This is a genomic window from Vreelandella maris, from assembly GCF_013371085.1.
Taxonomy (GTDB): domain Bacteria; phylum Pseudomonadota; class Gammaproteobacteria; order Pseudomonadales; family Halomonadaceae; genus Vreelandella; species Vreelandella maris.
The window spans coordinates 59,229-83,787 of record NZ_JABWCV010000010.1; the positions used below are offsets into that span (position 1 = coordinate 59,229).

Here is a 24,559-nt window from a genome sequence, read left to right on the forward strand (position 1 = left end):
TTATATGCGATCCGTCGCTGGTCTGTCAGCTATCTCTGCTACTTCCCCGATGGGAGGAAAATCTTGGGCGGTCAGCGTCTCGCGCTCCAGCAGCATGGCGGCACCGGTCTCCAGTACCTTGCGACGGCGGGTCAGTATCTGGGTGGCGCTATCAAAAGCGTCGTCGACCAGCCTGCGTATGGCAGTATCGATTTCACGCGCTGTTTCCTCGGAGTAGGTCTTGGGCTTTGCGAGCCCAAATTTGTCGCCTAGAAAAGCTTGCCGGTCTTCCTCATAAATGACTTGACCGCCTTCCTCACTCATTCCGAACCGGGTGACCATGCTACGGGCAATATCGGTCACCTTGGCCAAGTCATCAGCCGCTCCAGTGGAGATTTCATTGAAAATCATGCGTTCGGCGGCTCGGCCGCCCATCAGCACTGCCATGCGACTCTTTAGGTCGGCAACCGTTTGCAGGAAACGCTCCTCTGTTGGGCGCTGGATTGTATAGCCCAAGGCGCCCACCCCACGTGGAATGATAGAGATTTTGTGTACAGGGTCCATTCCAGGCAACGAAGCGGCGACGAGCGCATGGCCCATTTCGTGATGCGCTACTACGCGTCGCTCATGTTCATTAAGCACACGGCTTTTCTTCTCCAGTCCAGCAACGATGCGCTCCACGGCGAGTGTAAAATCGCTTAATGTCACCGCATCGGCATCACGGCGCGTGGCTAGCAGAGCCGCTTCATTGACCAAGTTGGCTAGATCAGCACCGGTAAACCCTGGGGTCAAGGCGGCTATCTGCTCGGCATCGACATCAGACGCCAGCCTGTTGAGGTGTTTTAGATGTACATTGAGTATGGCAATACGTCCCCGACGCTCGGGGCGATCGACCAAAACCTGACGGTCGAAGCGTCCTGCACGCAGCAGGGCGGGATCAAGGATCTCGGGTCGGTTAGTCGCGGCCAGAAGTACAATCCCGGATGATGTATCAAAGCCATCTAGCTCAGTTAGTAGCTGGTTGAGGGTCTGTTCCTTTTCGTCATGACCGCCACCGAGCATACCAAGCCCTCGGGCGCCGCCGAGTGCATCCAATTCATCAATAAAAATGATACATGGCGTGGCTTTTGCAGCTTGCTCAAAGAGGTCTCGAACTCGGGCTGCCCCCACGCCGACGAACATCTCTACGAACTCGGACCCTGAAATCGAAAAGAAGGGAACGCCAGCTTCGCCAGCCACGGCACGGGCCAGCAGGGTCTTGCCAGTGCCAGGAGGGCCGACCAGCAGAATGCCCTTTGGCACGTGGGCGCCTAGTCGTCCGTAACGCTGTGGGTCACGCAAAAAAGCCACTACTTCCTTGAGTTCATCCTTGGCTTCGTCAATGCCAGCCACGTCGGCGAAGGTCACCTTGGTTTCGGTTTCAACATAAACACGGGCTTTCGATTTGCCCAGTGTCATCATGCTGCCGAGGCCTCCCTGACTTGATACCATACGGCGCAGGAAAAATCCCCAGATAGCGAATACGAGCAGGAACGGCAAGAGCCAAGAAAGCAAAGAGGTCAGCCATGACTCACTAGGCGCACCATTGAAAGTGACATCGTATTGGGCTAGGTCATTGGCCAAGGTCGGGTCGATGCGATAGGTGGTGAAGCCAGTAGTACCGTCGGAGAGTGGCGTATTGTAGGTGCCTTTGATCCGCTCTGAACTAACATCAAGCGTGTTGATAATGCCTTGCTCAAGATGATGACGAAACTCGGAATAGGGAATCGGTTCGTAGGAACGCCCCTCCGCAATGAAATCCTGAGCCAATAGGACAAAAATATAGCCGAAAATAAAAAAGAGGATATATGCTTGGTAACGTTTGTCCATGCTAACCTCAATGCAGCTTCCTAGAAGGCCTTATTGGAGGAGGATTCGCCCTCGTTACTGGTCGCGCAGTTTTTGCAGCGGGTTGTGTAGGGCAATGCCTTGAGACGATCTGGTGCGATGGGCTTGCCGCATTCCTCGCAGAAGTCTCCGACCTGGGCAGCGATGCGTGCCAAGGCGTGTTCGGCCTGGGCCAGTTCTAGTCTGGCTTCTTCCTCCAGCCGTGCGACCACTTCGTCGTTTTGAACCTCTAGCGCTTGATCATCGAGATCCTTATTCAGAGCGCCACTGCTTCGATGCTGGTGTTCTTCATAGTGATGGATGCGGGCTTTGAGCTCTAACCGTAGGTTGTCTAGCAAGGCCTTTCTATCTTGAGCAGGCATGATGTACCCGTTAATGTTGGTTAGTAAGTTGCTCTATTGAGCGGTATAGGGCATCTAATACACTTGGTACAGCTCGCGTTATGCTCAGACCTGTTTTAATCGGGCCGACGGTGGTGGTATACCATCGCGGCTTTCTGAGCAAGGTCGAATAGCATGAGCACTAGAACTTGTCGCTGTGACTAAAGATCTTCCAACTTTTCCGCGTCTCGTATCATGCGCATGATTTCATGTTGCTCCAAAGCGAGGAGGCCATTCAATAATTCCTCAGTGGACGAGACTTCAGCCCGCGTCGATAAATAGCGATAGAGATCAATAATACGATCATGTACTGCTAATAAAGAGCGCATGACATCGCCGGTGCTCATGTTGGCAAAGTCTAAATTGCCCAATGTTTCAAGCTTGAAAGGATGCTTGTCAAAATACTCTGCACACCACGTTTGGAGCACAGCTTTCTCAGTATCTTTCTCGCTCAGCGCTATGGCCCTGCTAAGCTCTTGTTCATGTTGGGAAAGATAGTCAAGTAACATGCGTAGCTTTTCTTGCTGAGCATCCTTGGCGGCGCACTTTAGTTTATCGGCCAGATTGGCATGCAACCGTCGGGTCAGCTCCAGTATGTCTTTGATGGTTTCAACCGTCATGTTCTTGTCCTATCTCAGGTTAGTCCTTTAGAAAAAGTCGCGCGATCCTCGCAGAATTTTTAGATTTCACACCAAATGCGCTCTCTTAGATCATCACTGAGCTTTGATACCTTATGCACGCGTTTTAACGTCGCTTCTGTCATGTCACCAGTGATTTCATGATAGCAGGACATCATAGATGACGGCGTTAGCAGACCCTCAAGACCCAGCATGCAGCTTGTCAGCTTGTTGCAGGAAACCGCTACGGTTGCAAAGAAATCGAGTTCGTGACGCGTTGCGTCATTCAGTGTTTCTAACCAAATGCGCTGTAACTTAATCGCTGTGTTAGTGGATTCCATCCAAGGTTGAGACCACAAAACGAGCAAGTTTTCTGTGACGGGTGCTTCCACTGGCTGTTTTGTAAGACTTGAGGTTACCATTTTATTGTCCTCTTTGAAGGTAAGGCCGTATAGATGGCTTTAATGTTGTTGTAATATTTTATGTTTTTACCAGCCAACCAACATTGACGTTTTATTATGCCTATACAAACAGTTAGCTAGTACCCCCCCCCCCCCCCCCCCCCCCCCCCCCCCCCCCCCCCCCCCCCCCCCAGTCATATCTTTCAAATAGTATAGATGACATAGGTGTACAAAAATTTGACCGTCGTCAGCTTTATAGCTTGAAATATTTCATGAATAGTATACTTGATTTCAAGGAGAGAGCCGCTGCTAAGAATGGGGGCGTTTTATTTTGAAAATGGTAATTTGAATGATTAGTATTTTAGTTATTGCTATAGTAATAAAATATTAATTGTTGGTTGGTTAAAATAATGAGTAGGCTTTTAATGAGAATTAATTTTTTAATATTGATATAGAAAGTTGACCGGAATCATAGAAAACGAGCTTTACCTCACACTAGGATACCTTTTGAAAAGCGGCCCATTGTTGGGCTATTTTTTTATATGATTAGAGGTCCTTAATGATGGATAACTTGACAGCACTTACTTATCTACCTCAAGACCAGCTGAACTTAGCTTATTTGCATGAGGTACTTGAGCTAAATCGCTACCGGGGCTTGGCACTGAGTTTTCTGCCCTTTGATCCACCTATTAGTCGCCTGATGGATGCGATTGGTATGGAGTGTGTGCATAGACTCTGCAGTTTGCAGGAAGTGGCTCGTCAGATGGAGCTTGGCGCGTGCGTGAATGCTAACCACCAAAAAGAACCTCCATTTTTCAATAAAATTAGTAAGCACTTCTTCGTTGTAGATGAAAATATGGGGCAATACTTACTAGTGAATGCCGAAAAAGCCGCTGAAGCGACGTGTACGTTCTTTGGTTGGCTGCTTGAAACGAATGCGACGCCTGAATTACACCAACCATTATTCGATTTTGTGACACAAAAAACGAAAGAGTGTCTCGTGCTTCGAGAGTGCCGCGAGCACTGGGGAGTAGGCTCTTCTGAGTTAAGTCTTGCGATGTGAGTAAAGCGCCGCTTCGTTCACAACCTCTGTATATGGAGAAGCATATGTCTACTGACGCAGAGCGAGCCATGTTGACAGGATTTTTTGCGTTAGATCAATGCTGTTATGAGTAAGTGCGTTTATTTGCTGGAGGAGCTTCTCTTCAAGAAAGTTTACGCTATAACTATTCATACTCTACTAATAGTTATTGTGAACGAGGCATGGGTTCGTGCGAAAAAGTCGCGGACAAAAGCTAGGTAAGAGGATGTTAATTAAACTGTAGTTTACGTGCTTAGGGAAGTCGCATGAAGGTCATGGTGCTTGAGAAACAGGGTGGGCCTTTGCAGTGTCATGAAAGGGTGATTCCTACGCCAGGGCCGGGGCAGGTACTGCTTAAAGTAGAGGCGTGTGCCGTGTGTCGTACTGACCTGCATCTACTCGATGGAGAACTGCCAGACATCCATTATCCGATTATTCCTGGTCACGAAATTATTGGTCGTGTTGTCGAGTGTGGACCTGGTGTGTCACTAGAGAAGGGAATACGTTTGGGCATACCCTGGCTAGGGTATAGTTGCGGTGAATGCCGTTACTGTTTACATGGGCAGGAGAACCTTTGTGATCAAGCGCGTTTTACTGGCTACCAGATTGATGGTGGCTTTGCTGAGTACACGCTGGCGGATCATCGCTTCTGCTTTTCAATCGGCCCCGACTATAGCGCTGTAGAAGCAGCTCCACTGATGTGTGCCGGTCTGATCGGCTATCGTTCTCTAGTCATGTGTGGCGATGACCTGCAGCGTCTCGGTATTTATGGCTTTGGCGCGGCGGCGCATATCGTGGCTCAGGTTGCAAAAAGGCAGGGCGTAGAAGTGTACGCCTTTACTCGCCCGGGCGATGAGGCGTCTCAACGATTTGCGCAACACTTGGGCGCGATGTGGGTAGGTAGCTCTGAACAGTTGCCGGAGGTGCCCCTGGATGCCGCTATCATTTTTGCACCCGTGGGGGAGCTGGTCCCCCTTGCACTCCGTGCCGTGCGCAAAGGGGGAGTTGTTGTCTGTGGCGGTATACATATGAGTGACATTCCCTCTTTCCCTTATGCGCTACTCTGGGGAGAGCGCCAGTTACGTTCAGTAGCCAATCTGACCCGCCAGGACGGTAAGGCGTTTTTATCGCTGGCCTCCAAAACGACCCTACAAACTAGCACAACCTGCTATCCGCTCCACGCTGCTAATGAAGCGCTTAAGGATCTCAGGGAAGGCAAATTAACCGGCGCTGCAGTATTGGTGATGGAGACACCGCCAGCATCTGAGATGCTCGATGTCGATTCGTAAGTTGGGTATTTTGCTTTCACTCACCATGATCACTTTGCTTGCTGCCATGCCCGTGATGAAGTCGATACCGTGACGGTGGTGATCTGTAACAATGATTGCTTATTCCTCTTGGATACGTCTGCCAGGGAGTCAGGATGGAGACGCCTACTGCCGATACCAGTTTGTTATTAGATAACTCGTCTTTGGGGGTTCATGCTAGGCATATTGATGAGGTACTTGCGGACTTGAAGACTTCATCATCGGGGCTGACAGCAGACGAAGCGGCCAGGCGCTTGACTAATTACGGACGCAATCAATTACCGAAAGTGGCTGGCCGCCACCTGCTGCTTCGCTTTCTCGCGCATTTTCATAATGCATTAATCTATTTTCTGTTAGCGGCAGCGATTGCCGCATCATTACTGGGGCATGTTGTCGACGCTGCGGTCATTGCGGCGGTGGTCTTAGTCAACGCCGTGGTCGGTTTTATTCAGGAAGGTAAGGCGGAAAAGGCGCTGAGCGCGATCCACAATCTTATCGCCCCCCACGCCTATCTGATAAGAGAGGGAAGGCGGTTCAAGGTACCTGTCAAAGAGATTGTACCTGGGGATATCGTGTCGCTTGAGCCAGGGGAGCGGGTCCCTGCTGACCTGCGGCTTATTCGTACGAGTGCTTTACGCATCGAAGAAGCCATTCTAACGGGCGAGTCGGTGGCGGCAGAAAAGCGGGAAGCACCAGCGCCCAAGGAAGCTGCGCTAGGTGACCGGCACTCAATGGCCTATTCGGGTACGCTGGTGGCTGCTGGGCAAGGGCTAGGTGTCGTTGTCGCAACGGGGGGGGCTACGGAAATCGGGCGCATCAGTGCTTTGTTGCGAGAGGTGCAGCCCTTGACCACACCGCTGCTGCGCCAGATTAATCATTTTGGAAAGCAGTTTACTTGGATCACCCTGGCGGTGGCGGCTGTACTCTTTGCCTTTGCGGTATTAGTACGTGGCTATGCATGGCCGGATGCGCTGATAGCTGTCGTTGCTCTGTCGGTGGGGGCTATTCCTGAAGGTTTGCCAGCGGTCATCACCATTACATTGGCTATCGGCGTGCAGCGCATGGCACGTCGTCATGCAGCGATCCGACAGCTACCGGCGGTGGAAACGCTTGGCGCTACTTCAGTTATTTGTTCCGACAAGACCGGTACATTGACGCGCAACGAGATGACAGTACGACGACTGGAAGTTTCTCATGGTCGATTTGCGGTGACAGGCTCGGGCTATGTACCGGAAGGGCGGCTGGAAGCTGCTTCTACCGATGACGCAGCTGCGGATAAACAGCGGCTAGAGAGTGGTTGCTTAGTATTGGCGGGAGTCGTTTGCAACGATGCCCAGTTGAACCATGAAAATGGTGCCTGGCATGTGATGGGTGACCCTATGGAGGGAGCGCTGGTAGCGTTGGCGATGAAAGCCGGGTTGGAGCCGGAGCTGACCCGCCATGAATGGTCGCGGCTTTATGAGATCCCCTTTGATGCCAAACATCGCTTAATGGCCACGCTTAACCGCCATTCAGCAGGCGATGGGCGGATTTTTGTCAAGGGCGCCCCCGACGAACTACTGCAGCGCTGTGTCGCTCAGTTAGATGGTGAAGGGACGGCATCGCTAGACCGGGACGCCTGGGGCGCCAAGGTCGCGAACGCAGCCGCCCAGGGAGAAAGAGTGCTCGGCTTTGCTGTTAAAGCAGTAGCTCCAGATGCTGATAAGTTGGCTTTTTCCGACCTGGATGGGCTCGTCTTCATTGGTCTGATAGGGTTTATTGACCCCCCACGCGAAGAGGCGGTGGCCGCCATTAAAGAGTGCCACTCGGCGGGTGTTGCGGTGAAAATGATTACCGGTGATCATGCTGAGACGGCCGCGGCGATTGCGCGGCAGCTAGGATTTGGAGAGGATCCACGCGTCCTGACGGGGCGTGAACTCGATGACATTTCAGACACTGACCTGCCTGCTATCGTGACCGAAGTCAGTGTGTTTGCGCGCACCAACCCTGAACATAAACTGCGTATCGTTCGTGCCTTGCAGTCGACGGGGGCGATAGTGGCCATGACCGGCGATGGCGTTAATGATGCGCCGTCGTTGAAGCAGGCAAATGTCGGCGTTGGCATGGGGCATAAAGGTACTGATGCCGCGAAGGAGGCCTCCCAGATGGTCTTACTGGATGATAACTTCGCCTCCATTGTCGCTGCAGTGAATGAAGGGCGAGTTGTCTATGACAATATCCGCAAAGTAACCGCGTGGACACTACCCACTAATGGCGGTGAGGTATTGGCGGTCATTACCGCTATTCTGTTTAACTTTTCAATGCCGATGTCTGCGGTGCAGATTTTGTGGATTAATCTGGTTACAGCGGGCACCCTTGGCCTAGCACTAGCATTCGAGCCAGCAGAGCCTAATGTCATGCAGCGCCGCCCTAGGCCCGCCAATCAAGGATTGTTGACACCTTTTCTGATCTGGCGGGTAGCGCTTGTGTCGTTCCTGTTTTTGGCAGCGGTGTTGGGCGTATTTTTTTACTCACTAGGGCGTGGGGATGAGCTTGCGATGGCTCGCACCTTAGTGGTCAATTTGATCGTCGTATTGGAAATTTTTTATCTATTTAACGTACGCTATCTACACTACACCTCATTTAGTTGGCAGGGGCTATTGGGTACCCCCGCTGTGCTGTCTGCTGTCGCTGTGGTAATAGTTGCTCAGGCGATGTTTACCTACTGGCCTGCTATGCAGGCCCTTTTCGATACGCGGTCGTTATCATTTTTGGATGGTGTATTAGTCATCTGCATCGGCATGGTTATGATGGCTATATTGGAAGTCGAGAAAATTGTGATGCGCCGAACAGGCTGGCTAAGACAATAAACAGAGGTTGGGGAGTGTGTTTAGGATTAAGCAAGTACGTGCTCGGCTACTAACGCTTGATCCGTTTCCTGTATGGCTATTTGCTGGCTTTTTGATGTTTTGGATATGGCTGGCCATAGCGCCTCATTACCGTTCAGATTGGCTACTTGAAAATATTCTGGTGTTTGCCGCGGTGCCCATATTAGGTGGGTTATGGTATCTGGGTGGTGTCTCGCGTCTGGCGTGGCTAAGCATTTTTCTGTTTTTAGTATTTCATGAAATTGGTGCTCACTATACTTATTCTGAAGTGCCCTATGACCAGTGGTTGAGAACCCTGCTTGGTTTTTCTCTGGACCAACAGTTTGGCTTTGAGCGTAATCAGTACGACCGCTGGGTACATTTTCTTTATGGGCTGCTACTTTTCCCACTGATGAAGGATCTTGTGAAAAGACGCCAACCATATGAATCAGTTTTATGGCACCTGCTACCTGTGATGCTGATTTTATCCCATTCAGCATTTTATGAAATTATAGAGTGGCTGTCGGTTGTGTTTTTTCCGAAAGAGTTGGGGGAGTCATACCTAGGAGCCCAGGGGGATATTTGGGATGCGCAGAAGGATATGGCGTTAGCACTTTTAGGAGCTTTCATAGCAAGTACACTGAGTGTGTCAGTGCACTATTTGTTAGTTAATATTAACTCAGTCTTCAGTAAGTAGGCCGGGTGAAGAGTGTGAAGTGGCTCTTTACATAAATTAATTGCATTATTGAAGTTAGGGGTAGTAGTTTTCATCCTCATTTGTTTCTTTCAGCAATGTCAGCTAATTCTGTAGGGTTTAGTAAGCAGTACTCATGCCCATGAGCTGATAATATACCTCGCTGCTGAAAACAGCTGACGAGTCGGCTGAGCGTTTCATTGGCCATGCAGAGATAGTCGGCAATTTCTTTTCGTGACATAGCTAATTTGAAGCAGTAAGGGGAGTATCCCTGAGCGCTAAATTTACATGAGATAGTAATAAAAAAGCAGGCAAGGCGAACGTCTGATGGTTGGCTAATCATTTGCCACATATGCGAGTGTTCAAAGCATATTGCTCTACTCAAGCAGCGCAGTAACTGTATATGGCTTGAATGAGAAACAGGTAATTCTTCAATATTGCTAAACGGAATTTGGTACAAGCCTGAGGTTTCAATGGCAGCGATAGTGCCACAATAAGTTCCTTCTCCAATAGCATCTAGACCTATTATATCGCCAGGGAAAAGACTTGTGAAAGCTGTTCGATTTTATCATTATAGCGAATCGTTTGTTTTAATGTGCCGCACTGCACAATGTGTAAAGAATGAAACGCTTTTCCTTGATAAGCTAACGTATTCTTTTTTCGCAATGTCAATACAGGTTGAGAGAGATTGATTAAATCTTGTGGTGCTAGAAGTGAGTGGAAATGAAATAGCTGTTTTTGATGTGTGTTTAAATTGCCTAGACTGTTTCGTACTTCCATGTTTTATTTCTCCAGTGCTCTACTGCTGCTAACAGTTGCATAAAATGGTAGGTAAGTACTACTTGATTGTAGTATTCACTTACGAATTTAGGCAATATGAAAATCCTGCAGGTTATGAAATAATTTTATAGCGCTTCTTTGAAGCGTGATGCAGTAAATATATTAGGTCTTATAGGGGATGAGGTATGGAGTTTGTAGGATTACGTATTAAGGCTTATATCTGATTGCTGAAGCCGCTAAAAGTTATTACCTATCGTTTTGTATGTATTATTTCTCTAATCGTAGAGGGTTGATCCCGCTATATATTAGTGGGCGACGGTCAGTATCGTTAGCTAGCCAGGCTCAAAGAACACAAAATAAATAGCGTCTTCATCAGCTAGCCATACAGAAGCTATGCTTTTCTGACATAGCTGCCGGGGGCGTTTTCGAGAGGTGGGTAGATTTGTGAACCCACGTCGGGTGCCTCGACAAGGGGGCCTGACCTTGCTGCCAACCATGATTGCCATGCACCCCACCAGGAGCCTGGCTTAATTGCTGTACGCTCCAGCCAAGTGTCTGGATCAATATAGGCGTCACCTTCAAAGGCGGTGGCTATTCGATAATGCCGATGCGATTGTTCAGGGGGACTAATAATACCCGCGTTATGACCACCGCTAGTGAGCAAAAAAGTAATCTCCGGTGCATCTGCAAGAAGGTGCAACCTATAGGTGGATCGCCATGGTGCGACATGGTCCCACTCTGTGCCAACACAGAAAATAGGTATTTGTATATCGCTAAGCGCCACCGGGCGGCCTTCTACCCGCAAGCGTCCTTCGGCTAAGTCATTATTTAAAAATAGGGTACGCAAATATTCAGAATGCATACGGTAGGGCATGCGCGTTGCATCGGTGTTCCAGGCGAGAAGATCGTTAATGGGCTGCCTTGTGCCTAGCAAATACTCGTTCACAACCCTGGACCAGATTAAATCGTTGGAGCGCAGTATCTGGAATACCCCTGACATTTGTTTCGTATCGAGAATGCCCTGAGCCCACATTAAGTCTTCAAGGAAGGCGAGCTGCTTTTCGTCAATAAATAGCATCAGTTCGCCAGCTTCTCGGAAGTCCGTTTGCGCGGCGAATAGTGTCATTGAGGCTAAGCGATTATCTCCATTTCTCGCCATCGCAGAGGCGGTAATGGCCAACAGGGTGCCACCCAGGCAGTAGCCTACTGCATGTATCTTCTGACTAGGAATTAGGTTTTCGATGACATCAAGACTCGCCAGAATCCCTTGTTGGCGATAGTCATCCATCCCAATATCGCGATCTTCGGCTGTTGGGTTGCGCCAGGAAATTATAAAAACCGTATGGCCATGATCGACTAAGTACTTAACAAGCGAATTATGGGGGGACAAATCCAGGATGTAATACTTCATGATCCATGCAGGCACAATGAGTATAGGCATCGCATGTACTTCTTTTGTAGTAGGGGCGTATTGGATTAGCTCGATCAGATGGTTGCGAAAGATAACCTTGCCCGGCGTGATAGCTACATTTTCTCCCACGACATACATTTCAGCACCCGCTGACCTTTTGCCAAGATAGTGGTTTTGAATATCTTCACAGTAGTGCTGCAGGCCTCGTATTAAGTTGGCTCCAGCGCTCTCAACGGTTTTTTGGAGCACAGCGGGATTAGTCAGCAAAAAATTGGAGGGCGAGAACACATCAAGCCACTGGCGGGCTCCGAATTCTACTGCCTGCTCGTGATGCGGGGATAAGCCGCGTAGTCCGGTGGTGGCGTTATGCCACCACTGCTGTTGAAGAAGAAAGCCTTGATAAAGCAGATTGTAGGGGAAGTAACGCCAGGCAGGGGCACGAAAACGCCGATCCTGGGGCAGGGGATCAATACAAGCTGTGGCATTGGGGTCGAAAGCCGAATGGCTGGCCCAAGACAGCAAGCGTAGCTGTTTCTTCATTGCTTTTTGTACTAGATGAGCCTGAGTTCCAGGAGAAAGCTGGAGGCTTGATAGCCAGTCCAAGTAAGTCAGCATGGCCGATGTAGGAGAAATGCCGAGTGTTAGCCCTGCCAGTGATGCTCGTACCAGCCTGTCCAAATGTTGGTATTGTGTCTCATCATAAAACATTACTAAGTACCTATACAAAAGAAATCCGATATTCTCTGCCATAGCCTGACAACACCTTCTGCACATGATGTCTTAGAGAATGGAAGCTTTCATAAGCTGTTAGTGGCAACCACTCATACTTTACCTTGCGCCAGAGAATCTCGATTAGGTTCAATTCTGGCGAATAGGAGGAAAGGTAGATCACATAAACCCGCTGATTCAGCCACTCCTGTCGCTTGCGCTGAAACAGGGCCGAGCGATGAACACTGGCGTTGTCCATCGCCACAATGGCAAAGTTATCCGGCGATTTGCAGGTAATAAAGTGATCAAAGGCTTCAATAACCACCTCGGTGGTGACTGTGTCTGTTGTCGAATGGTAAATCAGCTTGCCTTGGCGACTCAGAAAGCCCAGTACATTCAAACGCTGACTGCGTGAGTAAGCGGGCATCTTTCGAGGATATCCGACGGGACTCCAGGTGTAAGGCAAGACCGACGACTGGGAAAAGCCAGACTCATCGAAGTAGTACAGGTCAGCTTCGCCCCGAGCTTCCCAGCGCTGAAGCTCGGCCAGTAGGCCTTGGGTATTACGAAAATCCGTCTCGTCACGTCCATCCTTAAGAGATTGCCGAGCGCGTTTGAAGCTATACCCCAGTTTTTTTTAAGGCTCGCTTGATCGTCATGGTGCTCGAACATTTTCCCGTTTCCTGCTGGAGTTGCGCCTGGATCGCTTTCAGCTGGTGAGGCTGTTCTTCTATAAGCGCCCGTAACCGTTCTCGCTCCTCGTCGCTGTAGATAGAAGGACGACCCGTACGAGGCTTATCACTGAGTCCTTCGAGACCCTGTGCTTCCCAAGCATCGAACCAGAGCGAGACCGTCTCTCGTGTGACAGACAGGATGTTGCAAATCTGGTTGATAGTGTGTCCTTGATGGCTCAACACGATGGCATGGGCACGGCGACGTAAGGCAGGCTTTTTTCCATACGTATGGGTGGTCATGAGCGCCTGAAGGTCGGTGTCGGACAGAGGTAGTACAAAGCGGAATGTCATGCTCACCGTTCTGGTTCAATTGTTAGGATTATAAGCATAGCGGAAAATTTATGTTCGGCTACTTATTAACCTTAAAAGCTGAGCGTTAATTTATCTATCAATAACACTTGCTTGCCTATATTTATTCACTTCACCTGAGTATCAAGTGTCGCTGATGCCACTGTGCTTTAAGCTGCCCATATATATAACAAAAGCAATAACGAAAAATCATTGTGACATGAATTCTATTGATAGGATTAATATGGGTCGAAATTAGCTACTACACAATAATTTTCCTAACATTTTATAGGTGAGTTGTGGTGAAGCTGATTTTAATTGCTCTGGATCAATTTTTTTTGCGTATTAGTGCTTTTTGATTACATGTGCCACCTTTTAAATAAAAGTATTTGCGCTATAAATATATCATGGCTTGTAATGTAGCCATTGAGAAAAAGAAGGATAAAGATTTAATTTAGCCCTTTCCTTAAGTAAAAGAAATACATAGGAGTAGTGTCATGGAAAAAGCAATCAGCAAGCCTGTAATAGCGGAACAAGATACGGACCCACTTCCAAGTAAGCGCTCGTTAAGCCCGCTAGAAGATTTTGATCGTATGATAGAAGGTTTCTTTGAGCGCAGCTGGATGAAGCCCTTTTTCAAGGAAGACTTAATCAAAGAACGGCTAGGTTTTTTCGGTCAACATAACCCTAAAGTTGACATCATTGATCGAGACACAGAAATCGTAGTACGCGCTGAGATGCCAGGGGTTGACCGGAAAGAAATAGACCTTGAAATAACCGAACACGCTGTGATGCTGAAAGGCCAGCGTTCCGGAAAAGCCGAGGAAATACAGGATGGGTATTATCATTCAGAAATTTGGCAAGGTTCCTTTTCTCGGACGATTGCCCTGCCAGTAGAAGTGGATACTAAACATGCTGAAGCCAAATTTAAAGACGGCATATTGACAATCACCATGCCAAAAGCCAAACAAGCTTTACGGCGTAAGCTTGAAATCAAGTAGGTAGAGTGAGTATTTCTAGTTGATAAGAATATTTACTTGAAAACTACAGGAGTACTAATGATGCCAAAGTCAGACAGTCAAATTCAGAAAGATGTGCTTGCCGAGCTTGAGTATGAACCTTCTGTTCGTGCTTCGAATATTGGGGTAGAGGTTAACGACGGCATTGTGACATTGGCAGGCCATGTGGATAGTTATGCAGAAAAGTGGCATGCAGAAAAGGCAGCGCAGCGAGTTAAAGGTGTTAAAGGCGTTGCCGTTGAAATGGACGTAAAACTGCCTGGGAATAACAAGCGCACTGATGCAGATATTGCTCGTGCGGTTAAAAATACGCTGGAGTGGAATGTATACATTCCAAATGACCCATTAAAAGTAATGGTTGAAGACGGTTGGGTGACGCTAACTGGTGAAGTACCCTGGGAGTATCAACGGCGTTTGGCTGCTAGTTCCATACGCTACTTGACAGGGGTTACGGGTGTGAGTAATCAGCTCGTTCTCAAACCTAAGCCTACCGCTGCTGCTGTTAAGGCCGATATTGAGGCCTCACTTAAACGTAGGGCTATCCAGGATGCCAATGCGATCAAAGTCGAGGTGCATGATCACGACGTAATACTAAGTGGCAAGGCACACAGCATCGCGGAAAAAGACTTAATACACCATTCTGCATGGAGTTCGCCCGGCGTATGGAAGGTAATAGATGATGTAAGGGTTTGAAGGCGATAGGTAATAAAATTTGAAAACGTAGAATGGTCATCGAATCGCTAGAAGGGTTCGATGACTCTATTTTTTTGTTTGCCGTTTTTGTTGGATTAATGTTCTCTATCACTATATCCGCTCGTTTGAGACGCTGGGTGAACCGGCCCCTACCTACCACCGGGCGAGATACCTCCCGCCCCCTATGTGGATTTCATCTTGGAATGATTTATCGACGAGATGGCCACGTCAGAAGGGTTCTATCGTGGGGCTTGCCGTAGCTCCACTTCATAATAGACCCAGCTATTGCATGGTAGCGTCGGTGAACACCAAAACGATTTATTAGCTAGCAGACAGTGCCCTAGCCATAGGGCCCGGGTAATGAAGGGCGATGGCCGCATTCTTATCGCCAATATCCACCGCCTCGAACTGACCTTGGGTAATGTGCCAGCTAAGACGCTGAAAGGTGTGGGCTATCGTCTGCGTTGTGAGGCCGTCATCAACTATAAGCTTTACATTTATCCTTATTGATTAATGAAAAGCATTAATGGCTAATACTTTTTTATTAATACGTTAAGCGTAATGATGTTTTTTTAAGTATTTTTTTAAAAAATTGACTTATATAAACTATGGTTTGTAAATTTTTTCGTTAATTAGTATTTATGATTATTTTAATTTTTTAATTTATGTTAACTTTTAATTGTTGGCTAAAAAACTGACATATATCATAGTAATTGAACTTTTTTCCGTTCTAAGATAACTTTCTCGAAATCCTCCCGGCCTTGGGATGTTTTATACCCTTAGAGGGATTTGCCAATGGTTAGCTTAACAGTACTTAGTCCCCTGGCTCAGGACCAACTAACCTTAGCTTACTCGCAAGAGACACATGAGTTGTATCGCTATCGAGGGTTGGCACTTTGCTTTCTGCCCTTTGATCTCCCCGTTAGCCGTTTGATGAGCGCCATTGGTATGGAGTGCGAACATAGGATTTTTAACTTGCACGAAGTGGCAAAGCAGATGGAGTTAGTTCTTCCTTCAACTATTAGCCAGCTAAGAGAAATGCCCTTTTTAAATACAAATAGCAGGCATTTTTTTGTGGTGGATGAATCTATGGGCAGGCAGGCGCTTCTTAATGCTGAAGAGGCGGCTGAAACGTCGCATACATTCTTTAGCAGGCTATCGGAAACCAACGCGATTCCTGAGTTAAAGCAACTGTTATCAACCTTTGTAACGCAGAAATATAGCGAGTATCACGTCGTAAAAGAGTGTCGTGAGCAATGGAAAAACGCTCTCTATGCGCTGGGTTGTGCTTCATAAGTTGTGCCTTATAAAAGAGATAATTTTTTACTTGCCACTACACTCATAGTAGGAGGGCGTGTCTATGATCATGCCAATACGGAACAACCCTGGTTTTCAGGATCATTTTGATGATGATGCCGACTCAATAATGAAGTTCCTTTGGGATTTTTTTCCTGCACCCATGATGATTATTCGTTTTGAAGAGCCGGGTAATTTTGTCGTAGAGGCAGTCAATCCTACTCAGAAAGCTATGTTAAGCAGCAAAAAGATATACGCGGGGAAGCATCTATCCTATATATTTCCTGCATTGCTATGTGATGAACTCATTGTAAATTGTGGCCACTGTGTAGCAGACGGAGTGCCTGTTCGTTACGAAATGGCGGGTGGATACATTGATGGGGAATATCATCAGAGCGACTGCCAGATCCTGCTCAAACCTATTAGTACTCTTCAAGGAGCAATTACTCATTTGCTCTGCATCGTCAATAACCCAAGCACTTATAGCAGTTCGAAGGTGGCTCATTATTCCGAACTAGAAATAGAGCGTCGGGTGATGGAGCGTACCGATGAATTGACGACCATTAATCAGCAATTAAGCTACTTAGCGACTCATGACTGGCTCACTGAAGCGTTTAACCGTCGTCATCTTCTTGAGTTGGCAACGACTGAGTTCAAGCGTGTTTGTCGTTATGGTTTATCACTCGGCCTGTTAATGCTGGATATTGATCACTTTAAGTCAATCAACGATGAAAAGGGCCATGCCGCTGGAGATCAGGCGTTGCAAACGGTGGCTCGCGCAATACGAGCGACGGTTCGTAACTGTGATTTGGTCGGGCGCTATGGCGGTGATGAGTTCATCATCGTGTTGCCCGAAACCGATCTCCACGGAGCCCGCACAATTGCCGAGCGGTTGAGAAGTACACTGCAGGGAGCTGAGCTGTTTATCAGCATTGGCCTCGCCACGCTGGAGCGTAATGACCAAACGATTGATGATGTGATCAACCGTGCGGATCATTTGTTATTGAGCGCGAAGCGAAATGGTCGTAACCGAATAGAAAGCGCTTCCCTTACCCTTATATCTTGATGGCTGGCGCTTAGTGGCTACTATATTTAGCTTCCTTTGGCTCCTCTCAAGCCGACGTTTATCGCGTATGGCCCGTGCCTAACAGCAACAGTTTTATCGCTTGGGTGATTCGTGAAGTACCAGACTTCGAGGTGACGCTGCCCGTTACCGCTATCGGCAAAGATTCTATTTTCAACGGTGTTTTGGCACCTGCGCCAAGTGGCACGGGGTTCCAGCTCTCATTAGGCGGGATGGCCGGTATTATGCTGGCGCTAGGAGAGGGCATCGAAATGAATGTTCTTGGCTTGAGTTTTGGTATTGATGTGATGCGCCCTGCCTTGAAGCTGCTAGGTATAGGGCACCTTGGAATGCCCGCACGAGTAGCGAGCAATGAACTTTGATTTTCTGCAACCTGCGCTTATCCCATCACAGGGGCCTTGAAGATTAACCCGACAGCTTATTGATAAGAATTTAGCTTTTCTGCTGCTGCTCGGTAAATCGCTGCATTATATCCAGCGTTTCATCGCTCACGTGGTGCTCCATGCCTTCAGCATCAATACGAGCAGTGGCATCTTTGACCCCAAGCGCGCGTAAAAAATGCAATACGATATCGTGCCGAGCGCGTGAGGTTTCTGCCATTTTCTGGCCTGCCTCAGTCAGAAACAGAGAACGGTAGGGCTTGCTAGTCACCAGCTCAAGCTCATTTAGACGCCTGATCATTTTCGATACGGTTGCCTGACTCACCGCCATGCGGTTGGCAATGTCCGCCGCACGCGCTTCGCCACGATGCGTCAGTAAATCCCCAATCAGCTCAACGTAGTCTTCAATCAGCTCGGTTTCATGGGCATTACGCACCGTTGCATACTGCTGAGCATGCTGCTCCACGGGCGGAAGGGCATCACCATGAATGCTTGGGGCGGTTAATGAAGCGTTCGGATTAGAATCAGTCATTGGCAAATTATATCGGAAGCAGTGGTAATAATCATTGGATCGTACTGGGGATAGTAGCCTATTTTTACGCAACATTGTTAGCCAAGGCTAAACTATTTGCACAGTGCTTTTTTTTTGGGCTGCAGCCTACTTATCAGTAATGCGAAAAGGATGAATAATGAATAAGCGTAATTTTTGTATAACTTTGAGCCTACCCCTGTGGTTAAGCGCAGCAATGGTGAATGCTCGGGTGAGGATGTTGCGCCATCTCCTTTGGATGTTGCCGTAACTTTCTCTGTGCTTGGCGATATTGTTACCCGCATGGCGGGGGAGATGTTTACCGGTGCTTTTGCACTGGGCATTGTCATTATCAGCAAAATCGCCTTCAGCACCCATTTAATGCATATCTTGTTTGGCAATGTGCTGGGTGTTCAGCAATCGGCACTATTGCTGATCTTAGTAGCCAGCGTGATTGCCCTGCTGGTGGTGTGGTTTGCTTATCGGCCGTTGCTGCTCTACGCGTTTGGCCCTCAACAGGCCCAGGCGCTGCTTTTTTCGCCCAAGCAGGGTGTATTGATGCGTTTTTGGCGCCACCGTCAAATCGGCTAGCGCCGGATATTCACAACAGAGCTGTTTGTAGGCTTTCCCAGGTTTTTTCGGCGATCCCGATGCCAGCGCCCGTCATTAATAGGTACGTTTGATCGACGCCAGCAGCATGCAGAGGCGCGGCTTCATCCTGAAAGTGAACGCCCGCAATTATGTGGCCGGTAAATCCCGCTTTGCGCAGTTCGCGAGTAGCAATCAATTTGCTTTCAAGTTCCGGGGTGGCCAGCGTGGCTGCCGCTAGATGGTTGATATTAAGATGATGCCAGAACCCCACATCCTCAATATCGCCATAAAACACTCGTCGTTGGTTGTTTATTTTATTGGGGTCTGAATCAATACCCACAGCAGATAACCCTTTATCAGTAAAAAAATCGTAGGCGGCATTACCGGTTCGGCCCATACCCAGCACTAGAATGGTGGCGCTACCTAAATCCACTGGTTGTTCATCGGGATGGCGAGCGTGTCGTTCAAAACGCAGCAAGTTTTTTTCCCAACGATCAAAAAGCTGGTGGGCAATGCGGTTTAGCGGTGCTGCGATGACAAACGACAGGGCAACGGTAATCGCTAGCGGAACAAGCCACTCTTCTAAAATGCTGGCGGCAACAATTAAGCCAAACTCACTGTAAGCCGTTAGGCTCAAGCCTCCTAGAAAGGCATTGCGCGCTCTGATGCGAAAAGCAATGAGAAGGGCGAAAAACAGCACCCCTTTAAGTGGCAGCAGAATAGCCAGGATTACTGCAAATAGCAGTGCTTCTTTATCGGGCAAACCTGCCATGCCAATCTGCAGAAAGAAGCTGATTAACAGTACTTCTTTAAGCCCCCATAGCGCCTTGGATAATTCTTGCGCGCGAGGGTGCTTTGCAAGTAGCAAGCCCATTACCAGGGCGCCTACCTCGGCGCTTAACCCCACGGCTTCGAAGCCCATACCAGCAACCGCAATGGCTAACACAGCACCTAATAGCACCAGAAGCTCATCGTGCTGAGCCATGTTCATTAGCCAATAAAGCACTGGGCGTAATAGCGGCAGCAAGAAAACTAGCAATGCCCAGGGGCTAGGGGAGTCACCGCTGTAGATACTGAGAACCGCTAAGGCAACCAAGTCTTGAATGATGAGAATGCCAATCGCAATACGGCCGTGTAGGGCACGTAGTTCGCGTTTGCTTTCGAGCACTTTAGCGGCCAGAACCGTACTTGAGAAAGAGAGTGCAATCGCCAGAAGTATCGCTTTATCAAGGGGAAGCGAAAGAAAAATAACAAAACCTGCGGTAAACAACAGGCAGGTAATTACTAGGTGTATAAAAGCGCTACCCAGCACTACGGGTTCTGCCAAACTGCGTATATTGAGTTTAAGGCCAATGGTAAACAGCAGTAGTAGCACCCCTAAATGAGCAAGATGCTCAAGCAGTGGGCCCGCATCGCTGGGTAGGCCAATACTGGGGCCAAAGGCATTAAGAGCAAACCCTGCTGCCAAGAACCCCACGAGGGGTGGCAGACTTAGCTGTCGTGCCGCGATGCCAAAGATTAACGCTACCGATAAAATAACTACTTCAAACATGCCGCATCCCTTGAGCGTGTAACAGCGCTGACTATCTTCCAACCCGCCAGTGCTTTTGCATTTCTATAAAGGTGAAAGATGCTGACCAAGTGATCAGCACAAAACCGGTTAATGCCAACGTGCCATATAAAAAGCGCACCGGCCCAGTAGCATAAATATCGCCATAGCCCACAGTGGTATAGGTCACTGCAGAGAAAAAGATATAATCCAATACATTAAAGCTGTCGTAACCTTGTAAAGCGCCAATGCTCAGCTGGTCGGTTAGCCACCAACCAGTGATCCCAAACAGCCAAATTTCGACTATGTGAGTCATCAATACGCCAAACGCCATTCCGAGAATGCGTTGCCGATGCGGTCTTCGCGATGTTTCAATTTGGCGTGAGATAAGCCACAGAGCTTCGTAATGGAGCAGTACCGCAATAACGACGACCACAAAGGTCGTTACCACAACGGCGATATGCTCAGGGTAGGGAATAGTCATCTACGCAATTATCAACTGGATTGACCGTTGCCACTTAGCATAAACGAGTGCCCATCAGCAGCAAGTTAGCATCCGCCTGCTGCCAGCCCCACCATGCGAGCATCAAACAAGTCAGCAGCAGAAGTGCTGCGATGGCCTTAAGTAAAAAATGGATTGTCATGTGGATACCGTTGTGGGCTGTGAGCGCTCTAGCGGCTTTTCGCTAATAAACCAATGCAGTGCAGCTGCGATGACCGAGAGCACAATAGCAAGTTGCCACACTGTATTGTAGTGCCCGGTAAGGTCATAAAAATAGCCGCCCAGCCAAACGCCCATAAAAGAACCTAGCTGGTGAAATAGAAATACGATGCCGCCCAGCATGGATAGGTGGCGTACACCAAACACTGAAGCCACGATGCCATTGGTTAACGGAACGGTGGAGAGCCATAGTAACCCCATGGCGATACCAAATACGTACGCACTCACAGGGCTTAGCGGCAAATATACGAACGCCATAATCACCACGCCGCGAATCAAATAGAGCCAGGTTAGCAGCTTGGGTTTTGACCAAATGCCACCCATCCAGCCAGCGGTATAGGTGCCGACAATATTAAATAAACCCACTAACGCCAGCACCGTTGTTCCTACCTGAACGGCAAGACCGTTATCAAATAAGTAGCCGGGCAGGTGGACGGCAATAAACACCACCTGAAAACCACACACAAAGAAACCTAGGCAGAGTAGCCAAAAGCCTTTTTGGCTTGCTGCTTCGTTGAGCGCATCTTTAAGGCTTAGATCGGCGGCTGTTTTGGCCGAGGGCTTGTCACGTAACATCGCTCCCAAGGGAATGATGATGGTGGCAATGGCAGCCATGGCCATCAACGCAGCGGCCCAACCTAGCCACTCAAGAAGCCCCAGCGTACCGGGCAGCATTGCGAATTGCCCAAACGAGCCCGCGGCGCTCACAATCCCCATGGCCATGCTGCGCTTTTCAGGCGCCACCGCGCGGCCAACAGCGCCCAAAATGACGGAGAACGTAGTGCCAGATAAGCCTAGGCCTATCAGAAGACCTGCGCTGACCGTCATGCCTAGCACTGAAGTGGAAAGGCTCATAAACAGCAGCCCCAAGGCATATAACAAGCCACCAACAACGATAATCTTAGCCGCGCCGAAACGGTCAGCCAGCGCGCCGGTAAAGGGTTGTGATAAACCCCAAACCAGGTTTTGTAACGCGAGGGCGAAAGCAAACACACCGCGCCCCCAGCCTAGCTCGCTGCTGAGTGGCTCCATAAAAAGCCCAAAACCATGACGTAACCCCATGGCAGTGGAGATAACCAAACTTCCCAGGATAATCAATAGCAGTGAGTGGCGACGAATGAGAGCCATGATGTTCTCTTTATTTGCAGGCTTAGCGTTTGTTCACTATCGCATGAGTCGTGGGGGTTTAGAAGCTAGGAATAGCCTGAGACGCAATGTTAGTTTTACCCATTTAATCTGCTAAAATCCGCCCCTTTCGCCTTTAGTGACCTCTCAATAACTCTAGGGATCTTCATGAATGCAGTAATTCTTGCGGTGCTGGTGATGGTGGCACTGTCGCTGGCCCGTGTCTCGGTGGTATTCGCCCTTGTGGTGGGCGCGTTAGTGGGTGGTTTGGTGGGCGGTTTATCGCTTGAGCAAACGCTTGGTGCTTTTAATGAAGGCGTCGGTGGCGGGGCTCAAGTGGCACTGGCTTATGCCACCTTGGGGGCCTTCGCGGTAGCTATTTCCCGCTCAGGGTTGCCGGACATGCTGGCCAATCGATTGATTACGCTGCTGGGCAAAGAAGAGGCTACGATTGCGCATCAGGCGCGAGTCAAAATGCTGCTGTTAACGGCGGTACTGCTGGTGGCAATCTCTTCACAGAACGCTATCCCGGTGCATATCGCCTTTATACCGGTACTGGTTCCACCGCTGTTAACGGTGATGAACCGCTTGAAGCTTGACCGACGTGCGGTAGCGTGTGCACTCACCTTTGGCTTGACGGCGCCTTATATGTTGCTGCCGGTGGGGTTCGGGGCGATCTTCCTAAACGACATTCTGCTGGCAAACTTAAATAGCGCTGGCGAACCGTTGGGTTTGGAGATTACCCGGAGCATGGTGCCGATGGCCATGGCTATTCCGGTAGGTGGCATGGCGCTTGGGTTAATCGTGGCACTGCTATGGAGTTACCGCCGCCCGCGGGAATACCAAGTGCAAGACATCGCTAATCGCCACGTGACTGAAGAACATAAGCCTGCTGAGCCACATATGTTGGGGCTGGTGATGTCAGGGGTGGCTATTGTTGCCGCGCTCGGCCTGCAGCTGTATAGCGGCTCAATGATCCTGGGGGGCTTGGTGGGTATTGGTCTGCTTTCCATGGGCGGTATCTTTAAGTGGCGTGAGGCAGACGATCTGTTCACCAGCGGTATGCGGATGATGGCGCTGATTGGTTTTATCATGATTTCTGCGGCGGGCTTTGCGGAAGTGATGAAAACCACGGGAGAGATTGACGCACTGGTGTCGGGGGCTTTCGCTCTATTTGGCGATAATCGCGGTTTGGCCGCCCTGGTAATGTTGTTGGTAGGGTTGTTTATTACCTTAGGTATTGGTTCATCGTTCTCTACCATTCCTATTATCGCGGCGATTTTTGTGCCGTTGGCGGTACAGTTTGGTTTTTCGCCCATGGCAACGGTGGTGTTGGTAGGTACGGCAGCCGCGTTGGGTGATGCGGGCTCACCAGCGTCCGATTCAACCTTGGGGCCGACTTCAGGCCTGAACGTTGATCGCCAACATGATCATATGTGGGACAGTGTGGTGCCAACGTTTCTGCACTACAACATTCCGTTAGTGGGCTTTGGCTGGCTAGCGGCGATGATGCTCTAAAGACCTCGCTGTAAAACGGCTATTTTAGAGCCATAAAGGGACAACGCTGGTTGTCCCTTTTTCAATTTAGCTCGTTATTGTTTAGGTAGGTGAGACTCAAACGCGCTTAATAGCCCTCGCAACAGTGAAAGCTCTTTGCGGCTAGGTTGGGCACGGGCGAAGAGTGCTTGCAGCTGCTCTTCGGTGCGGGCGTGGGGCTGAGTTAAAAAGCCGCTCTCCTGCATTAAACGGCCTAGATGCGCTTGAAAGTGTAGAAACTGTTCGCGGCTGGGCGGTGTTGCCTCCAGCGGGCGCTGGTAACTAAAGCCGCTATCTTCTCCTTTACGCCAAGCGCGGTGTACTTCATAAGCAAGAATCTGCACCGCCTGGGATAAATTCAGAATGCCGTAATCAGGGTTGGCGGGGATGCTCACCTGATGCGTGCAGCAGCGGATTTCATCGTTAGTCAGCCCGGAACGTTCTCGTCCAAACACCAGTGCCACTGGCGCCGTTTGTGCATTCTGAATAACGGCTGCCGCCATCTCATCGGGTTCGTCAAAGTGGGGCAAGGGCAGGCTGCGCAAGCGTGCGCTAGCACCAACCACCTGAACGCAGTCGTTAACCGCTTTCTCCAATGTTGTCACTACCCGTGCATTGTCCAAAACATCGGTGGCCCCTGCGGAAAGGCGAGTGGCTTCTTCATCAGGAAACATACGCGGATTAACCAGCACCAGCTCGGTTAAGCCCATGGTTTTCATGGCCCGCGCCGCAGCGCCGATATTGCCGGGGTGAAAGGTCTGAACGAGTACAATACGAATATGCTGCAACATGCGCTGATTTCGCCCTATAGCCTTATAAAAATCGCGCTGATAGTACCACGTTAGCTGTGCGCAATGGGGCTGGAGGCAATGAGTCGAACGACCCACAAAAACGCAACAACCCCGCACAAGGCGGGGTTGTTG

At 49.2% G+C, this 24,559-nt stretch carries 23 protein-coding genes and 3 pseudogenes; 12 read left to right on the forward strand and 14 right to left on the reverse strand.

Annotated elements, in window-relative coordinates:
• The 4 genes from ftsH to HUO07_RS10495 form a co-directional block, all read right to left on the reverse strand.
• On the reverse strand, window positions 1-1,848 hold the full coding sequence (gene ftsH / locus HUO07_RS10480; protein WP_176303515.1) for an ATP-dependent zinc metalloprotease FtsH: 1,848 nt from the start codon (window positions 1,846-1,848) through the stop codon (window positions 1-3).
• Window positions 1,849-1,868: 20 nt separating this feature from the next.
• Complete coding sequence (locus HUO07_RS10485; RefSeq protein ID WP_246286617.1) at window positions 1,869-2,204, reverse strand: TraR/DksA family transcriptional regulator; 336 nt, start codon at window positions 2,202-2,204, stop codon at window positions 1,869-1,871.
• A 203-nt stretch (window positions 2,205-2,407) separates the two neighbouring features.
• Window positions 2,408-2,866: a hypothetical protein gene (locus tag HUO07_RS10490; RefSeq protein WP_176303517.1), complete on the reverse strand. Its 459-nt coding sequence runs from the start codon at window positions 2,864-2,866 to the stop codon at window positions 2,408-2,410.
• A gap of 59 nt (window positions 2,867-2,925) precedes the next feature.
• Window positions 2,926-3,285, reverse strand: a complete 360-nt coding sequence (locus HUO07_RS10495; protein ID WP_176303518.1) for a hypothetical protein — start codon at window positions 3,283-3,285, stop codon at window positions 2,926-2,928.
• Window positions 3,286-3,823: 538 nt separating this feature from the next.
• Between HUO07_RS10495 and HUO07_RS10500 the strand changes: the two genes are divergently transcribed.
• The 4 genes from HUO07_RS10500 (at window position 3,824) to HUO07_RS10515 (ending at window position 9,195) form a co-directional block, all read left to right on the forward strand.
• Window positions 3,824-4,327, forward strand: a complete 504-nt coding sequence (locus HUO07_RS10500) for a hypothetical protein (RefSeq protein ID WP_176303519.1) — start codon at window positions 3,824-3,826, stop codon at window positions 4,325-4,327.
• Window positions 4,328-4,611: 284 nt separating this feature from the next.
• Window positions 4,612-5,634 carry a zinc-dependent alcohol dehydrogenase family protein gene (locus tag HUO07_RS10505; RefSeq protein ID WP_176303520.1) on the forward strand — a complete coding sequence of 341 codons (1,023 nt, stop codon included), beginning with the start codon at window positions 4,612-4,614 and terminating at the stop codon, window positions 5,632-5,634.
• 134 nt (window positions 5,635-5,768) lie between these two features.
• Entirely contained in the window at window positions 5,769-8,501 is a 2,733-nt protein-coding gene (locus HUO07_RS10510; protein WP_176303521.1) for an HAD-IC family P-type ATPase, read from the forward strand.
• A 16-nt stretch (window positions 8,502-8,517) separates the two neighbouring features.
• Complete coding sequence (locus HUO07_RS10515; protein ID WP_176303522.1) at window positions 8,518-9,195, forward strand: DUF2238 domain-containing protein; 678 nt, start codon at window positions 8,518-8,520, stop codon at window positions 9,193-9,195.
• Window positions 9,196-9,271: 76 nt separating this feature from the next.
• Here the strand turns inward: HUO07_RS10515 and HUO07_RS22195 are convergent, their stop codons facing one another.
• From HUO07_RS22195 to HUO07_RS10535, 4 genes are all read right to left on the reverse strand, one after another.
• Entirely contained in the window at window positions 9,272-9,544 is a 273-nt protein-coding gene (locus HUO07_RS22195; RefSeq protein WP_422822684.1) for a helix-turn-helix domain-containing protein, read from the reverse strand.
• 173 nt (window positions 9,545-9,717) lie between these two features.
• On the reverse strand, window positions 9,718-9,972 hold the full coding sequence (locus HUO07_RS10525) for a hypothetical protein (protein WP_176303524.1): 255 nt from the start codon (window positions 9,970-9,972) through the stop codon (window positions 9,718-9,720).
• 391 nt (window positions 9,973-10,363) lie between these two features.
• Entirely contained in the window at window positions 10,364-12,133 is a 1,770-nt protein-coding gene (locus HUO07_RS10530; RefSeq protein WP_246286618.1) for a PHA/PHB synthase family protein, read from the reverse strand.
• Window positions 12,102-13,116, reverse strand: a protein-coding gene (locus HUO07_RS10535) for an IS630 family transposase (RefSeq protein ID WP_176303525.1) whose coding sequence is annotated in 2 segments (ribosomal slippage) — window positions 12,102-12,719 and window positions 12,721-13,116 — 1,014 coding nt in all. Because the reading frame shifts where the segments join, the coding sequence is not laid out codon by codon here. Before HUO07_RS10535 ends, HUO07_RS10530 begins: the two co-directional genes overlap by 32 nt.
• Before the next feature lie 494 nt (window positions 13,117-13,610).
• Between HUO07_RS10535 and HUO07_RS10540 the strand changes: the two genes are divergently transcribed.
• From HUO07_RS10540 to HUO07_RS10565, 6 genes and pseudogenes are all read left to right on the forward strand, one after another.
• On the forward strand, window positions 13,611-14,114 hold the full coding sequence (locus HUO07_RS10540) for an Hsp20/alpha crystallin family protein (protein ID WP_176303526.1): 504 nt from the start codon (window positions 13,611-13,613) through the stop codon (window positions 14,112-14,114).
• Window positions 14,115-14,171: 57 nt separating this feature from the next.
• Complete coding sequence (locus HUO07_RS10545; protein WP_246286619.1) at window positions 14,172-14,825, forward strand: BON domain-containing protein; 654 nt, start codon at window positions 14,172-14,174, stop codon at window positions 14,823-14,825.
• Window positions 14,826-15,185: 360 nt separating this feature from the next.
• Window positions 15,186-15,335 (forward strand): hypothetical protein, encoded by a 150-nt coding sequence (locus HUO07_RS10550; protein ID WP_176303527.1) that lies wholly within the window; start codon window positions 15,186-15,188, stop codon window positions 15,333-15,335.
• A 285-nt stretch (window positions 15,336-15,620) separates the two neighbouring features.
• Window positions 15,621-16,121, forward strand: coding sequence for a hypothetical protein (locus tag HUO07_RS10555; RefSeq protein WP_176303528.1), 501 nt, complete (start codon window positions 15,621-15,623; stop codon window positions 16,119-16,121).
• 64 nt (window positions 16,122-16,185) lie between these two features.
• A complete protein-coding gene (locus HUO07_RS10560; RefSeq protein WP_176303529.1) occupies window positions 16,186-17,187 on the forward strand; it encodes a GGDEF domain-containing protein in 1,002 nt (333 codons plus the stop codon).
• A gap of 65 nt (window positions 17,188-17,252) precedes the next feature.
• Window positions 17,253-17,567: pseudogene (locus HUO07_RS10565) on the forward strand (DUF3750 domain-containing protein); the annotation flags it as partial.
• A gap of 70 nt (window positions 17,568-17,637) precedes the next feature.
• On the opposite strand, the gene mntR reads toward HUO07_RS10565, so the two are convergent.
• The gene (gene mntR / locus HUO07_RS10570) at window positions 17,638-18,117 is read right to left on the reverse strand and encodes a manganese-binding transcriptional regulator MntR (protein ID WP_008956454.1); all 480 of its coding nucleotides are present in this window, start codon (window positions 18,115-18,117) and stop codon (window positions 17,638-17,640) included.
• Between the two features lie 306 nt (window positions 18,118-18,423).
• Between mntR and HUO07_RS22200 the strand changes: the two are divergent.
• Window positions 18,424-18,654 (forward strand): annotated as a pseudogene (locus HUO07_RS22200) (metal ABC transporter permease); the annotation flags it as partial.
• A 61-nt stretch (window positions 18,655-18,715) separates the two neighbouring features.
• On the opposite strand, the gene HUO07_RS22205 reads toward HUO07_RS22200, so the two are convergent.
• The 4 genes and pseudogenes from HUO07_RS22205 to HUO07_RS10590 form a co-directional block, all read right to left on the reverse strand.
• Window positions 18,716-19,138 carry an NAD-binding protein gene (locus HUO07_RS22205; RefSeq protein ID WP_422822685.1) on the reverse strand — a complete coding sequence of 141 codons (423 nt, stop codon included), beginning with the start codon at window positions 19,136-19,138 and terminating at the stop codon, window positions 18,716-18,718.
• A gap of 111 nt (window positions 19,139-19,249) precedes the next feature.
• Window positions 19,250-20,257, reverse strand: a pseudogene (locus HUO07_RS10580) (cation:proton antiporter domain-containing protein); the annotation flags it as partial.
• Between the two features lie 31 nt (window positions 20,258-20,288).
• Window positions 20,289-20,738 carry a potassium channel family protein gene (locus HUO07_RS10585; protein WP_176303531.1) on the reverse strand — a complete coding sequence of 150 codons (450 nt, stop codon included), beginning with the start codon at window positions 20,736-20,738 and terminating at the stop codon, window positions 20,289-20,291.
• Window positions 20,739-20,894: 156 nt separating this feature from the next.
• Window positions 20,895-22,103 (reverse strand): MFS transporter, encoded by a 1,209-nt coding sequence (locus HUO07_RS10590; protein WP_176303532.1) that lies wholly within the window; start codon window positions 22,101-22,103, stop codon window positions 20,895-20,897.
• A gap of 165 nt (window positions 22,104-22,268) precedes the next feature.
• Between HUO07_RS10590 and HUO07_RS10595 the strand changes: the two genes are divergently transcribed.
• Entirely contained in the window at window positions 22,269-23,618 is a 1,350-nt protein-coding gene (locus tag HUO07_RS10595) for a Na+/H+ antiporter family protein (RefSeq protein WP_176303533.1), read from the forward strand.
• Window positions 23,619-23,692: 74 nt separating this feature from the next.
• Here HUO07_RS10595 and HUO07_RS10600 read toward each other — a convergent pair whose 3' ends face one another.
• Window positions 23,693-24,427: an RNA methyltransferase gene (locus tag HUO07_RS10600; RefSeq protein ID WP_176303534.1), complete on the reverse strand. Its 735-nt coding sequence runs from the start codon at window positions 24,425-24,427 to the stop codon at window positions 23,693-23,695.
• Between the last annotated feature and the right edge of the window lie 132 nt (window positions 24,428-24,559).

Excerpts from the sequence above, each read along its gene's own strand:
- HUO07_RS10585 (WP_176303531.1), bottom strand. The coding sequence starts at position 20,738 with ATGACTATTCCCTACCCTGAGCATATCGCCGTTGTGGTAACGACCTTT.
- HUO07_RS10545 (WP_246286619.1), top strand. The coding sequence starts at position 14,172 with ATGATGCCAAAGTCAGACAGTCAAATTCAGAAAGATGTGCTTGCCGAG.
- HUO07_RS10510 (WP_176303521.1), top strand. The coding sequence starts at position 5,769 with ATGGAGACGCCTACTGCCGATACCAGTTTGTTATTAGATAACTCGTCT.
- HUO07_RS10555 (WP_176303528.1), top strand. The coding sequence starts at position 15,621 with ATGGTTAGCTTAACAGTACTTAGTCCCCTGGCTCAGGACCAACTAACC.
- HUO07_RS10495 (WP_176303518.1), bottom strand. The coding sequence starts at position 3,285 with ATGGTAACCTCAAGTCTTACAAAACAGCCAGTGGAAGCACCCGTCACA.
- HUO07_RS10490 (WP_176303517.1), bottom strand. The coding sequence starts at position 2,866 with ATGACGGTTGAAACCATCAAAGACATACTGGAGCTGACCCGACGGTTG.
- HUO07_RS10500 (WP_176303519.1), top strand. The coding sequence starts at position 3,824 with ATGATGGATAACTTGACAGCACTTACTTATCTACCTCAAGACCAGCTG.
- HUO07_RS10560 (WP_176303529.1), top strand. The coding sequence starts at position 16,186 with ATGATCATGCCAATACGGAACAACCCTGGTTTTCAGGATCATTTTGAT.
- HUO07_RS10590 (WP_176303532.1), bottom strand. The coding sequence starts at position 22,103 with ATGGCTCTCATTCGTCGCCACTCACTGCTATTGATTATCCTGGGAAGT.
- HUO07_RS10550 (WP_176303527.1), top strand. The coding sequence starts at position 15,186 with ATGAAGGGCGATGGCCGCATTCTTATCGCCAATATCCACCGCCTCGAA.
- HUO07_RS10525 (WP_176303524.1), bottom strand. The coding sequence starts at position 9,972 with ATGGAAGTACGAAACAGTCTAGGCAATTTAAACACACATCAAAAACAG.
- HUO07_RS10540 (WP_176303526.1), top strand. The coding sequence starts at position 13,611 with ATGGAAAAAGCAATCAGCAAGCCTGTAATAGCGGAACAAGATACGGAC.
- HUO07_RS22195 (WP_422822684.1), bottom strand. The coding sequence starts at position 9,544 with ATGTGGCAAATGATTAGCCAACCATCAGACGTTCGCCTTGCCTGCTTT.
- HUO07_RS10505 (WP_176303520.1), top strand. The coding sequence starts at position 4,612 with ATGAAGGTCATGGTGCTTGAGAAACAGGGTGGGCCTTTGCAGTGTCAT.
- mntR (WP_008956454.1), bottom strand. The coding sequence starts at position 18,117 with ATGACTGATTCTAATCCGAACGCTTCATTAACCGCCCCAAGCATTCAT.
- HUO07_RS10530 (WP_246286618.1), bottom strand. The coding sequence starts at position 12,133 with ATGGCAGAGAATATCGGATTTCTTTTGTATAGGTACTTAGTAATGTTT.
- HUO07_RS10600 (WP_176303534.1), bottom strand. The coding sequence starts at position 24,427 with ATGTTGCAGCATATTCGTATTGTACTCGTTCAGACCTTTCACCCCGGC.
- ftsH (WP_176303515.1), bottom strand. The coding sequence starts at position 1,848 with ATGGACAAACGTTACCAAGCATATATCCTCTTTTTTATTTTCGGCTAT.
- HUO07_RS10595 (WP_176303533.1), top strand. The coding sequence starts at position 22,269 with ATGAATGCAGTAATTCTTGCGGTGCTGGTGATGGTGGCACTGTCGCTG.